This window comes from Falsiroseomonas sp. RANM36, from assembly GCF_056682175.1.
In genome coordinates this window covers 717406-728928 of sequence record NZ_JBWXTD010000003.1, presented here as the reverse complement: position 1 = coordinate 728928, position 11523 = coordinate 717406, and the positions used below count along the sequence as shown (strand labels likewise).

Sequence of the window (11523 nt, the reverse complement as noted above, 5' to 3'; positions counted from 1 at the left end):
GGGGCCCCTGCCGCGGGGGGGGGGGGGGGGGGGGGTGGCGGCCGCGCGGGGGGGGGGGGGGCGGGGGGGGGGCCCGGCGGCGCCGTCCGTCGTGACCACGTTCACCGCGGCGCCGAGCCGCGCCATCGCGTCGCGGAACTCCTGGCTGGAAATCGTCATAGGCACCCAGATGGTGCGGTAGGCCGCCCATGCAAAGCAATGACGGGCGGGCGAATCGCCTCAGCGGCAGGGGCCGAGCCGGATATCCTTCACCTGCGCCTCCACCCGCGCGCCGGTGTCGTCGCTGTCGGTGGAGATCATCACCTCGATCACCGCCGGCACCTGGTCGCCCCCGAAGGCGGCGCGCCAGTCGGCGCCGAGGTCCACCCGCTCCTCCGCCCACTGCCCGCGCGGGGCCCGGGCCGGGCGCATCACCCGCATCATCGAGACGCCGTGGCTCCAGGGGCTGGGGAAGAAGCCGCCGGGGGCGTCCTGGCCCTCATGGCCGGTGCCGCCCCAGACATACATCAGCACGCTGCGCGGCAGCCGGGCCTGGCCGCTGGCCATCTGCGCCGCGGCATGCTGGGCGCGCACCGTCAGTCCGGCCTGCGGTCCGAAGCCCGCGAATCCGACCGCCACGGCCACCGCCCGGTCATCGCCCCCGCGACGCGTCAGGTCGGTCGGCGGCGGCGCGTGATCCACCCGCCAGCGCCAGCTGAGGCAGGCCGGGCTGCCCTGCATGGGCAGGGCGATCAGGCTCGCCTCGCCACGGGCGGAGACGCGGATGCCGCCATCCGGCGCGGCCACGAAGTGGGCGGGACGGATGCCGTGCCACTGCACCTTGCGCCAGCCCGCCGCCTCCAGCTCCGGCGCGGTGCGGCCGGGCGAGGCCGCGCCGCCCAGCAGCGGGGCCGCAAGCGTCACGACGAGGACCGGAAGGGCGCGCCGCATGATGAAAGAATGGTAACCAGCCCCTGCGGCGACAAGATGGCGGGTCAGGCAAAGCGGTTCGCGATCCACTCCGCCCGGTCGATGCCATAGAGCAGATGAGGCCGCAGGGGGTGGCCCTGCGGCAGGCTCGGATGGTCGAAGATCCTGTCCCGCCGCATGCCGAGCTTCTCCATCAACCGCCAGGAGGGCTCGTTGCCTGGCGGCGTCCAGGCGACGATCCGCTCCAGCCCGGCCGGTCCGAAGCCATGGGCCAGCGCAAGCCGCGCCGCCTCCTCCGCCAGGCCTCGGCGCTGGAAGCGCGGCGCGATGCGCCAGCCGATCTCGGTGCAGGGGGTGAACTCGGCCTCGAAGGGCGCGGGCTTGATGCCGACGGAGCCGACCATGCCCTCGCCGGGCAGCTCGACGGCCCAGAAGCCCCAGCCGCGGGTGGCGAAATCCTCCGCGATGCGGCGGCCCCAGGCATCGCTCTCGGCCCGGTCATGCACGTTCGGGAAGAAGCGCATGGCCGCGGGGTCGCTATTGATGGCGAAGAGGGGGTCCAGATCCTCCGGCAGGCGCCAGGGGCGCAGCGTCACGCGCGGGCCGTGCAGGGTGACAGGCTGGACTGTCATGAGCGGCGATCCTTCTCCCTTGGGGTGGTGTAGCGGCTGCGGCGCGGCCCGTGACCCCTTCGCGTCGCTCCGGCCAGCCTGTAGGTAAGTCCGCCGAAGGAGGGCCCCATGTTCCTGCCCGATGCCGATGCGCTGGCCGCGACCGTGCCGGATGGCGCGCTGCTCGCGCTGCCGCCCGACAATTCGCTGCCCTCCGTGGCCCTGGCGCGGGCGCTGGTGCGGCGCGGGGCGAAGGGCTTGCGGCTGCTCGGCGTGCCGGTCTCGGGCTTCGCGACCGACCTGCTGATCGGCGCCGGCTGCGTGGCGGAGGTGGAGACCAGCGCCGTCTCGCTCGGCGAGGCCGGCTTCGCCCCGCGCTTCACCGCGGCGCTGAAGGCGGGCGCCATCACGGTGCGCGACGCGACCTGCCCGGCGATTCACACCATGCTGCAGGCCGCCGAGAAGGGCGTGCCCTTCATGCCGCTGCGCGGGATCATCGGGAGCGACATCCTGGCGAACCGCCCGGACTGGACGGTGATCCAGAATCCCTTCTCGGAGGCCGAGGACCGCATCGTCCTGCTGCCTGCGAAATCGCCCGATGTCGCCGCGATCCACGGCGTGATGGCCGATGAGGAAGGCAATGTCTGGGTGGGCCGCAGGCGGGAACTCGCCACCCTCGCCCACGCGTCGCGCCGCGTGCTGGTGACGGTGGAGCGCCGCATGCACGGAAACATGCTGGAGGATGAGCGCCTCGCCCCCGGCTGCATCAGCGCCACCTATATCGAGGCGATCGTGGTGGCGGAGCGCGGCGCCCATCCCGTGGCGCTGCTCGACGAATACGGCTTCGACGCGGCGCATGTCGCGGAATACGCAAGGCTGGCGAAGACCGATTCCGGCTTCCGCGAATACCTCGATCGCTTCGTCTCCGCCCCGCGCGCACAGGCCGCCGAATGAGCATCCAGCCCGAGGAACGCCTGGCCGCCACGCTGGCGCGGCTGATCCTGGACCCGTCGGCGCCGCCGGCGCGGCACATCGCCGTCGGCGCGGCCTCCCCCATACCCGCCGCCGCCTGCTGGCTGCTGCGCAAGCAGGGCCATCCGGTGCGGCTTTCCCTGCTGCACAAGCGCAGCGGCAATCCCTTCACCGAAGGCTCGCGCGAACTCTTCGACCTGACGGGGCAGGGGCGGATCGACCTGTTCTTCCTCGGCGGGGGGCAGATCGACGGGCAGGCGAACATCAACCTGGTCGGCACGGGCGACTGGCCGGGGACGGGCGTGCGCTTCCCCGGCAGCTTCGGCAGCGCCTTCATGTATTTCATGACGCCCCGCACGATCCTGTTCCGCGAGGAGCATTCGCCGCGCGTGCTGGTGCAGCGGGTGGACAACGTCTCCGCCCCCGGCGTCTCGCCGCCCGGCGTGTTCCGCCGCGGCACGGCGCAGGCGCTGGTGACGGGGCGCTGCGTGTTCCGCTTCCACCCTGACCGCGCGCGCTTCTCGCTGGAGAGCGTGCATCCGGGCGAGAGCGTGCAGTCCATCCGCGAACAGACCGGCTTCGACTTCGACGTCGCGGACGCGGTGCCGGAAACGCCCGACCCGACCGAGGCGGAACTCGCGCTGCTGCGCGGCCCGGTCTGCGACGAGATGCTGGAAACCTACCCGGAGTTCTGTGCCCGGGTCTTCGGAAGGAAACAGGCGGCATGACGGACGCGGTGCCCATGGCGGAAGGCAAGGGCCTGGCGCTGTCTCCCGGCGCGCTGGCCGGGCTGAAGGTGATCGACCTGACGCGCGTGCTTGGCGGGCCCTATTGCACGATGATCCTGTCGGATCACGGTGCGGAGGTGATCAAGATCGAGCCGCCGCAGGGCGACGAGGTGCGGGATTGGGGCCCACCCTTCCATGATGCGGATGCCAGCTACTTCATCGGCGTGAACCGCAACAAGCGCTCGCTCGCGCTCGATCTCTCCAAGCCCGAGGGGCGCGCGGTGCTGCTGCGCCTGCTCGAGGGCGCGGATGTGCTGATCGAGAACTACAAGCCCGGCAGCATGGAGAAATGGGGCATCGGCTACGCGGTGCTGTCGCAGCGCTTTCCGCGCCTGGTGCATTGCCGGGTCTCCGGCTTCGGCGCCGACGGGCCGCTCGGCGCGCTGCCGGGCTATGACGCGGTGATCCAGGCGATGGTCGGGCTGATGTCCATCAACGGCAACGACACGACCGGGCCGCTGCGCATGGGCACGCCGATCGTGGATCTCGCCACCGGCCTCTATTCCTGCATCGGCATCCTGATGGCGCTGCAGGAGCGCCAGCGGAGCGGCCAGGGCCAGTTCCTGGACATGACGCTGCATGATTGCGGCATGGCGCTGCTGCATCCGCAGGCGGCGAACCACTTCCTGAACGGCAAGCGGCCCAAGGCCACCGGCAACCCGCATCCGAACATCAGCCCCTATTCGAAATACCGCACCCGCACTTGCGAGATTTTTTGTGCCATCGGCAACGAGCCGACCTTCCGGAGGTTCTGCGCGTTTCTCGGCCTGGATGATCTGCCGAAGGACCCGCGCTTCACGACCAATGCGCTGCGCCTGGACAACCGCGAGGCGCTCGACGCGATCCTCGATGCGCGGCTGGCAGAGGAGGACGGGCATAAGCTGGCCGACCGGCTGCTGCGCAGCGGCGTCCCCGCCGGCCCGGTGCTGCATGTGGACGAGACGATGGCGGCCGCGCACACCGCGCATCGCCAGATGGTGACGGAGCTCGGCTGGTATCGCGGTCTCGGCACGCCGATCAAGATGAGCCGCACGCCGGGCGGCACGCGCGCCGCGCCACCGCGCTTCAACGAGCATGGCGCGGCGATCCTGGCCGCGCATGGCTTCACGGAGGAGCAGATCGCCGAGCTCGCGGCCACAGGGATCGTGGTGGACAAGCGCCGGACCTGACCTACGTCATGGCGGAGCGGGCAAGATCCGCGGAGGGTTCGGGGATGGAATGCGACATCGCCGTCATCGGCGCCGGCCCCGCGGGGCTCTCCTTCGCGCGGCTGCTCGCCGGCAGCGGGATTTCCGTCGTGCTGGTCGAGCGCGCGCCGGAAGCCGCCATCGCCGATCCCGCCTTCGACGGGCGCGAGATCGCGCTGACCCATCGCTCCCAGGACATCCTGCAGGAGATCGAGGCCTGGGACCGTATTCCGGCGAACGAGATGGCGCCGCTGCGCCACGCCCGCGTGCAGGACGGCGCCTCGCCCTTCGTGCTGGACTTCTCGCCGCCGGGCGAGACGCCGCTGGGGATGCTGGTGCCGAACCACCTGATCCGCCGCGCGCTGCACGAGAGCGTGCGCGAGAGCGGCTGCGCGACGTTGCTGGCCGGCGTCGCCGTGACCACGGTCGAGACCTCGCCGCGGCATGGCAGGCTGACGCTGGCCGATGGCCAGACGATCCGCGCGAAGCTGGTGGTCGCCGCCGACACCCGCATGTCGGAGGCGCGGCGCCAGATGGGCATCGCCACGCGGATGCGCGACTTCGGCAAGTCCATGCTGGTGGCGCGCGTCGCGCATGAGAAGTCTCATGGCGGCGTCGCGACGGAGTGGTTCGGCCACGGCCAGACGGTGGCCATGCTGCCGCTGAACGGGGATGTCTCCTCCATCGTCCTGACCCTGTCGGCGCGCGAGATCGCCGACCTCATGGCGATGAGCGCGGAGGAATTCGGCGCGGATGCGAGGCGGCGCACGCAGGAACGCTGGGGCGCGATGCGCCTCGTCGGCACGCGCCACGCCTATCCGCTGGTGACGACCTATGCGATGCGCTTCGTCGGCACGCGCTTCGCGCTGGTGGGCGATGCGGCGGTCGGGATGCATCCGGTCACCGCGCATGGCTTCAATTTCGGCTTGGCCGGCGCGGCGCGGCTGGCGAAGGAGATCCGCGGCGCCCTCGCGCGCGGGCGCGACATCGCCGATCCCGGCGGGCTGCTGCGGTATGAGCAAGCGCATCGGATCGCGACGGCGCCGCTCTACGCCGCGACCAACACCATCGCGAGCCTCTACACCGACGACCGCGCACCGGCGCGCCTGCTGCGCGGCGCGGTGCTGCGGCTGGGCTCGGCGCTCGCGCCGGTGCGGCGGATGGTGACCGCGCAGCTGATGGAAGCGACGCCCGCGCGGTAGGGCACAGCCGCGCATCCCGGATGCGCGCAACGGGCGGATGGCGCGCTGCACCGAACCGGGCGCAGATACGACCCATGCCGGGCCCGATGACGCCGCAGCAATGGGGATTGCTCCTCGCCCTCTCCCTGGTCTGGGGGGCGTCCTTCTTCTTCGTCGCCATCGCGCTGACGGGCTTCCCGCCCTTCACCATCGTGCTCGCGCGTGTCGGGATCGCGGCGGCGGCGCTGCTCCTCGCATGCCGGCTGCTCGGCCTTGCGCTGCCGCGCGGGCGGGAAGCGTGGATGGCCTGCGTGGGGATGGGGCTGCTCAACAACGCGCTGCCCTTCGCGCTGATCGTCACGGCGCAGCTCTTCATCCCCTCGGGCCTCGCGGCGGTGGTGAATGCGGCGACGCCGGTCTTCGCCGTGCTCTGCGCGCATTGGCTGACGGCGGATGAGAAGCTCACGCCGAACCGGCTCGGCGGTGCGCTCACCGGCCTGCTCGGCGTCGGCATCCTGGCCGGACCCGCGGTCTTCACGGCCGGGCATGGGGCGGAGTTGATCGGCATCGCGCTCGGCCTCGGCGCGTGCCTCTCCTACGGGCTGTCGGGGGTGTGGTCGCGGCGGGTGAAGCGGGCGGGCCTCGCGCCGCTGCCGACGGCCGCGGGGCAATGCGCCTCCTCCACGCTGATGATGCTTCCGCTCGTGCTCGTCTTCGACCAGCCCTGGACCTTCGCCGCGCCGCCGGTTTCCGCCGTGCTGGCGCTGGTCGGCTTCGGGCTGTTCTCGACCGCGCTCGCCTATTGGATGTTCTACGCGCTGATCGCGCGCGCCGGGGCCACCAACGCGATGCTGGTGACGCTGCTGGTGCCGGTCACCGCGCTGCTGCTCGGCACGCAGCTGCTGGGCGAGACGCTGGCGCCGCGGCACTTCGCCGGGATGGCGGTGATCGCGCTCGGGCTGCTGCTGATCGACGGGCGCCTGACGGCCTGGCTCAGGGTCCGTTGGCTCAGGGCCAGGTGAAGCCGCGCGCCATCGCCTGCTGCGCCTCGGTCTCGGCGGCATGCGGCAGGTAGTGGCGGCGCACATAGTCCAGCGGATCGCCCTCCACCCCCGCCGCGCGGGCCAGGCAGGCGAGAAACAGGCCGGTGCGGCCGACGCCGGCGCGGCAGCCGACATGCAGCGGCCGTTCCGGCTCGGCTTCCAGCTGCGCCAGCGCCGCCGCCACCGCCGCGCGCAGCGCCGCCGGATCGGGCAGGCCGAAATCGGGCGTCGGCAGCGCGATGTCGGCCAGCCACGCCTTCTCCGAGGCGGCTTCCAGGCAGATTCCGAAGGCGCCTTCCGGGATCGCGTCGAAGGGGCCGCCGGTGATCGTCACCGCGCGGCCCGCCACGGTCAGCGGCAGCGTGCCGCGTATCCTCACTGCCGCGCCGGCAGCGAGCGCAGATAGGCGATCAGGTCGCTCATGTCGCGATCCGACATGTTCGCATAGGCGTAGAAGGCCATCGGCGGCATCAGCTGCGAGCCGTCGCGCGAGACGCCGGTGCGGATGGCGCGCGCGATCTCCGCGTCGCTCCACTGGCCGAGGCCCGCCGGGGTGATGTTGCGCGCCACCGCCACGCCGCCGGGGCCGGGGAATTGCTGCCCGCCGGCTCCGAGCCGGGTCATGTCGAGATGCCCGTTCGCGCCCATCGGCGTGTGGCATTCCATGCAATGCGCGACCGGGCCGGCGAGGTACTCGCCCCGCGCCACGGGGTTGTCCGCCGGCGCGGCGACGGTGGTGACCGGCGGGCCGTAGTTCGGCGGCAGCGGGATGCGATAGGTGCTCTTCTCCACCGCGTTGCGGATCGGCGGCACGGTGCGGAGATAGGCGACCATCGCGGCCAGGTCGCGATCCGACAGGTGGCGATAGAACTCGAAGGGCATGGGCGGGCCGATCAGGCTGCCATCCGGGCGGATGCCTTCACGGATGGCGCGCGCAAGCTGCGCATCGGTCCAGCGGCCGATGCCGGTCTCGGGATCCGGCGTGATGTTGGGGGCGATGGCGCGGAACACGGGCGCATCGACCACCACGAATCCACCCGCCAGTTCTCGACCCGGCACGTTGCCGGTCGGACCCTTCGGGGTGTGGCAGTTGCCGCAGGCGGCGGTGACCTCCACCAGATAGCGCCCGCGCTCGATCAGCGCGGCGTCCTGCGCGGCCGCGGGGCCGGCCAGGCACAACGCGGCCACCGCCGCGCTCAGCAGACGTTTCACGTGCTTCGCTCCCTCAACGCGTCACGAGGACGCGCAAGGATGCTGCACCAACATTCCGAAAGCAGGCAACAACCTGCCGGTAGCCGTTCCGCCTGCGCGCGCCACCCTGGCGGGAGGCGCGGCGCTCACGGCAGGTTGGCGGGCGCCTTGGGCGGATCCTCGATCAGTGCTTCGGCCTCCGCCTTCAGCGCCAGGTAGGACCGCACGGAGAAAGGCAGCATGCCGAGATAGATGATCCCCGCCGCCGCCAGCGCCGCCCAGGGCTCCGCCACCAGCAGCGCGACGTAGAAGCCGACGCCAAGCAGCAGGGGCAGCACCGCCTGGCGCGGCACCTTGAAGTTCTTGAAGGACCAGGTGGGCAGGGTGCTGACCATCAGCCCGCCCACCGCCACCAGCACCATGGCGACGAAGATCGGGTGGCGGATCGCATGCGCGAAGCCTTCCCAGCCCCATTCGCCGAAGGCGATCGCGGCGAACAGCGGGAACAGCGCGCAGCCCGCGCCGGCCGGCGCCGGCACGCCGGTGAAGAAGTTGTAGGCATAGGCCGGCTTCGGCTTCTCCAGCCCGACATCCAGCGCGGCGTTGAAGCGCGCGAGCCGCAGCGCCGAGCACACGGCGAACAGCAGGCAGGGAACGAAGCCGAGCGGCCCGATCGCGTTCATGGACCAGAGATACAGCACCAGCGCCGGCGCCACGCCGAAGGAGAGGAAATCGGCCAGGCTGTCGAACTCCGCCCCGAAGCGGCTCGTGGCCTTCAGCAGCCGCGCGAGCCGCCCGTCCAGCCCGTCGATCACGCCGGCCACGACGATGAAGGTCGCCGCTTGCGGCCAGCGCCCGTCTATGGCGAAGCGGATCGCCACGAGCCCGGCGCAGAGGCCGAGCATGGTCATGATGTTCGGGATCAGCCGGTTGAAGGACAGACCCTCGAAGCGCGGGCGCGTGCGCGGCCGGAAGCGCCGGCCGAGGCGCCGGTGCAGCGAGGCGGGCCGCCGCGCCGGATCGCTCATCGCGCCACCAGCGGCGGCAACTCGGCGATCACGGTCTCGCCGCCGATCATCGTCTGGCCCTCCGCCACAAGCGGCCGGACGCCCTCCGGCAGGTAGAGGTCGGTGCGGCTGCCGAAGCGGATGATGCCGAAGCGCTCGCCGGTGCCGAGCATCTCGCCTTCCCGCACGGTGCAGACGATGCGCCGCGCGATCAGCCCGGCGATCTGCACCACGGCGAAGTCGCGCCCGTCCGGGGTGCGGATGGCCAGCGCGTTGCGCTCGTTGTCCTCGCTCGCCTTGTCGAGCGCGGCATTGACGAAGGCGCCGTGGCGATAGGCGATGCGCGTGACGCGGCCTTCGATCGGCGCGCGGTTCACATGCACGTCGAGCACGGAGAGGAAGATCGCCACGCGCCAGCGCGGCGCATCGCCCAGGCCGAGCTCGGCCGGCGGCACGGCGGGCGCGACCGAGACGACGCGGCCATCGGCCGGCGCCACCACCGCGTTGTGGCGGCTGGGCACCACGCGGTCCGGATCGCGGAAGAAATACAGGCAGAAGGCGGTGAAGGCGGCGCCGATCCAGAACAGCCAGCTGCCGAGGATGAGGCCGCCGATGACGGCAACGGCCGCGCCGCCCCAGATGAAGGGCCGGCCTGCCGGATGCGGCTTCGCGAGCACCATGCGGATGGTCGAGGAAAGATCCATGCGGCGGGTTATGGTCCCTTCACCTTTCCCGGACAACATGAAGCCATGCCGTCCGTTCCCGATCCGCCGCATGACGGGGCCTGCCTGCCCGACGCGCCCTTTCCGCACGGCCCCTTCCTGGTCGAGGGCGATGGCAGCCTGCACCCGCGTGCCGCCCCCTCGCTGCGCTTCATCTGGCGCGGGCGGCGCTGCGAGGCGCGGCTGGGCGGCGGGCGCATGCGGCTGACCGCGACGGCCGGCGCCATTCCCTACACGGCCGAATCCCCCGGGCAGCGCGCGGTGATGCTGGCGGCCCTCGGCGCTCTTCCGGCGGATCTTCCGGCGGGCTGGCGGCTCAGCCTGCTGCCCGACCATCAGCTGCGGCTTGAGACGGAAGAGCAACTGCCGGCGCCGACCACGGCGACCGCCCTGGTCGGGCGGCTTGTCGGCTTCGCGCTGGCCCTCGACCCCTATCTGGACCGGCTGGAATCGGCCGGCGCGGCCGGGCTGCCTTCCGCCGACAGACCCGGCATGGCGAAGACCTGACCCGGGAAGATCCGGTTCGGGTTGCGGATCTGCTCCCGGTTGGCCTCGTAGATCACCGTGTAGCGCACGCCCTGGCCATACACGGCGCGGGCGAGGCGCCAGAGGCTGTGGCCCGGTTGCACGACGATGCGGCCTTCGGCCGTCGCGGTCTCGGGCAGGCGGTCGCGCTGGAAGGGCACCTCGATGCGCGCGGCCACAACGCCCGCCGCGGCAATCTGGTCCACCCGCAGCCGATGCCGGCCGATCTCCACCGCCTCGCCGGGCGCGAGCGCCCAGCGGCCCTGATCGTCCGCCTGCGCGTCGCCGGCGTGCCGGTCGTTCACATAGAGCCGCAGCGTCGCGCCAGGCGTCGCCGTGCCGGCGAAGCGGATGCTGCCGGCATCGTCATAGTCCACCTGCCCGATGGCCAGCCCGGGCTGCGGCGCGGCCCGCTGCAGCACCCGCGCCTCCGCCTGGGCGCCGGGCAGCAGCACGATCAGGGGCTGGGCGGCCGCCTCGGCGCGGCGTGGGGGCGCCTCCTCGCGCGGTGCCGGCGTCTCGGCGCGCCGGGTGGCCTCGGCTTGGGGGTGCGGCGGAGGCTCGGGCTGGGCCTCGGCGGCGGCCATCCTGTCCGTCGCCTGCGGCGGCGGCGGGGCGGGCGTGGCCAGCGCGATCGCCGGTGGCCGCGCCGCGGGCTCCTCCGGGCTGACGGCGGCTGCCCCGGGGTCCGGCCGCGTTGCCGGCGCGGCGGGCGCGGCGGCGGCGAGGGTCTCGCTTGCGGTCGCCCCCGGCATTGGCTGCGCCTCCGCAGCGCGCGCGGCCTGGGGCCGGGCTGCGGACGGGGTCGGCGACTGGGCTGCCTCGGCCCGGCTGGTCGGTGGCTCGGCGCGGGACGGCTCGGCCAGGGCCGGCGCCGGATTGGGCACCACGACCACCACCGTGTCAGGCCCGGCCACCTCCTCGCCGCCCAGGCGGGCAAGCAACACGAAACGACGGGTTCCGGGCCGCAACGGCTCGGATGGCAGGATCACCCATTCGCCGCGGGCATCGGCGCGGGCGCGGGCGATCTCGCGCCCTTCCTCCATCAGCAGAACCTCGGCGCCGGCAGCGGCCCGCCCGGCGACCACCGCCGCGCCGCGCGCGCCGATCCGCACCACGTCGAAGCGCGGTGGCTCCTGCGGCGCCGGGGTGGCCTGAGCGGGGGGCGAGACGGCTGCCGCGGGCGCCGGCGCAGCGGGTTGCGTGGCGGCCGGTTGAGCGGTCGCCGGCGGCGATGCTGCCGTGGGCGCGGCTGCCGTGGGCGTGGCTGCCGGGGGCGCGGCCGCCGGGGGCGCGGCGGCGATGGGGGCCTGCGGCGCGGCGCGGCGCGGTTGCCCCCGCGGGCCCGGCGGCGGGCGGCAAAGGGGCCGAGGGGCCCGCGGCGGGC

13 protein-coding genes are annotated in these 11523 nt (G+C 72.9%); 6 read left to right on the top strand and 7 right to left on the bottom strand.

Features of this window, described 5'->3' with window-relative positions; genetic code table 11:
* Window positions 1-219: 219 nt before the first annotated feature.
* Window positions 220-930 (bottom strand): DUF3047 domain-containing protein, encoded by a 711-nt coding sequence (locus AC1MIR_RS08285; protein ID WP_480027702.1) that lies wholly within the window; start codon window positions 928-930, stop codon window positions 220-222.
* Window positions 931-974: 44 nt separating this feature from the next.
* The gene (locus AC1MIR_RS08280; RefSeq protein ID WP_480027701.1) at window positions 975-1541 is read right to left on the bottom strand and encodes a GNAT family N-acetyltransferase; all 567 of its coding nucleotides are present in this window, start codon (window positions 1539-1541) and stop codon (window positions 975-977) included.
* Window positions 1542-1649: 108 nt separating this feature from the next.
* On the opposite strand from AC1MIR_RS08280, the gene AC1MIR_RS08275 reads away from it, so the two are divergent.
* The 5 genes from AC1MIR_RS08275 (at window position 1650) to AC1MIR_RS08255 (ending at window position 6670) form a co-directional block, all read left to right on the top strand.
* Window positions 1650-2474: a CoA transferase subunit A gene (locus tag AC1MIR_RS08275; protein ID WP_480027700.1), complete on the top strand. Its 825-nt coding sequence runs from the start codon at window positions 1650-1652 to the stop codon at window positions 2472-2474.
* On the top strand, window positions 2471-3220 hold the full coding sequence (locus AC1MIR_RS08270) for a CoA-transferase (RefSeq protein ID WP_480027699.1): 750 nt from the start codon (window positions 2471-2473) through the stop codon (window positions 3218-3220). The genes AC1MIR_RS08275 and AC1MIR_RS08270 overlap by 4 nt, the downstream gene beginning before the upstream one ends.
* Window positions 3217-4449, top strand: a complete 1233-nt coding sequence (locus tag AC1MIR_RS08265) for a CaiB/BaiF CoA transferase family protein (RefSeq protein WP_480027698.1) — start codon at window positions 3217-3219, stop codon at window positions 4447-4449. The genes AC1MIR_RS08270 and AC1MIR_RS08265 overlap by 4 nt, the downstream gene beginning before the upstream one ends.
* A gap of 44 nt (window positions 4450-4493) precedes the next feature.
* A complete protein-coding gene (gene ubiM / locus AC1MIR_RS08260; protein WP_480027697.1) occupies window positions 4494-5669 on the top strand; it encodes a 5-demethoxyubiquinol-8 5-hydroxylase UbiM in 1176 nt (391 codons plus the stop codon).
* Between the two features lie 74 nt (window positions 5670-5743).
* The gene (locus tag AC1MIR_RS08255) at window positions 5744-6670 is read left to right on the top strand and encodes a DMT family transporter (RefSeq protein WP_480027696.1); all 927 of its coding nucleotides are present in this window, start codon (window positions 5744-5746) and stop codon (window positions 6668-6670) included.
* Here AC1MIR_RS08255 and AC1MIR_RS08250 read toward each other — a convergent pair.
* The 4 genes from AC1MIR_RS08250 to AC1MIR_RS08235 all read right to left on the bottom strand — a co-directional run bounded on the left by AC1MIR_RS08250 (window position 6657) and on the right by AC1MIR_RS08235 (window position 9593).
* Window positions 6657-7070: a phosphatase domain-containing protein gene (locus AC1MIR_RS08250; RefSeq protein ID WP_480027695.1), complete on the bottom strand. Its 414-nt coding sequence runs from the start codon at window positions 7068-7070 to the stop codon at window positions 6657-6659. The genes AC1MIR_RS08255 and AC1MIR_RS08250 overlap by 14 nt on opposite strands.
* Complete coding sequence (locus tag AC1MIR_RS08245; RefSeq protein WP_480027694.1) at window positions 7067-7903, bottom strand: c-type cytochrome; 837 nt, start codon at window positions 7901-7903, stop codon at window positions 7067-7069. The genes AC1MIR_RS08250 and AC1MIR_RS08245 overlap by 4 nt, the downstream gene beginning before the upstream one ends.
* Window positions 7904-8028: 125 nt before the next feature.
* Window positions 8029-8910, bottom strand: coding sequence for a CDP-alcohol phosphatidyltransferase family protein (locus AC1MIR_RS08240; protein WP_480027693.1), 882 nt, complete (start codon window positions 8908-8910; stop codon window positions 8029-8031).
* Window positions 8907-9593: a phosphatidylserine decarboxylase gene (locus AC1MIR_RS08235; protein ID WP_480027692.1), complete on the bottom strand. Its 687-nt coding sequence runs from the start codon at window positions 9591-9593 to the stop codon at window positions 8907-8909. Before AC1MIR_RS08235 ends, AC1MIR_RS08240 begins: the two co-directional genes overlap by 4 nt.
* A 45-nt stretch (window positions 9594-9638) precedes the next feature.
* On the opposite strand from AC1MIR_RS08235, the gene AC1MIR_RS08230 reads away from it, so the two are divergent.
* On the top strand, window positions 9639-10118 hold the full coding sequence (locus AC1MIR_RS08230) for a hypothetical protein (RefSeq protein WP_480027691.1): 480 nt from the start codon (window positions 9639-9641) through the stop codon (window positions 10116-10118).
* Here AC1MIR_RS08230 and AC1MIR_RS08225 read toward each other — a convergent pair.
* Entirely contained in the window at window positions 10043-11254 is a 1212-nt protein-coding gene (locus tag AC1MIR_RS08225) for a LysM peptidoglycan-binding domain-containing protein (protein ID WP_480027690.1), read from the bottom strand. The genes AC1MIR_RS08230 and AC1MIR_RS08225 overlap by 76 nt on opposite strands.
* Between the last annotated feature and the right edge of the window lie 269 nt (window positions 11255-11523).

What these genes read in the sequence shown, in the direction of transcription:
- AC1MIR_RS08285 (WP_480027702.1), bottom strand. Translation starts at nt 930, where the DNA reads ATGCGGCGCGCCCTTCCGGTCCTCGTCGTGACGCTTGCGGCCCCGCTG.
- AC1MIR_RS08280 (WP_480027701.1), bottom strand. Translation starts at nt 1,541, where the DNA reads ATGACAGTCCAGCCTGTCACCCTGCACGGCCCGCGCGTGACGCTGCGC.
- AC1MIR_RS08275 (WP_480027700.1), top strand. Translation starts at nt 1,650, where the DNA reads ATGTTCCTGCCCGATGCCGATGCGCTGGCCGCGACCGTGCCGGATGGC.
- AC1MIR_RS08270 (WP_480027699.1), top strand. Translation starts at nt 2,471, where the DNA reads ATGAGCATCCAGCCCGAGGAACGCCTGGCCGCCACGCTGGCGCGGCTG.
- AC1MIR_RS08265 (WP_480027698.1), top strand. Translation starts at nt 3,217, where the DNA reads ATGACGGACGCGGTGCCCATGGCGGAAGGCAAGGGCCTGGCGCTGTCT.
- ubiM (WP_480027697.1), top strand. Translation starts at nt 4,494, where the DNA reads ATGGAATGCGACATCGCCGTCATCGGCGCCGGCCCCGCGGGGCTCTCC.
- AC1MIR_RS08255 (WP_480027696.1), top strand. Translation starts at nt 5,744, where the DNA reads ATGCCGGGCCCGATGACGCCGCAGCAATGGGGATTGCTCCTCGCCCTC.
- AC1MIR_RS08240 (WP_480027693.1), bottom strand. Translation starts at nt 8,910, where the DNA reads ATGAGCGATCCGGCGCGGCGGCCCGCCTCGCTGCACCGGCGCCTCGGC.
- AC1MIR_RS08235 (WP_480027692.1), bottom strand. Translation starts at nt 9,593, where the DNA reads ATGGATCTTTCCTCGACCATCCGCATGGTGCTCGCGAAGCCGCATCCG.
- AC1MIR_RS08230 (WP_480027691.1), top strand. Translation starts at nt 9,639, where the DNA reads ATGCCGTCCGTTCCCGATCCGCCGCATGACGGGGCCTGCCTGCCCGAC.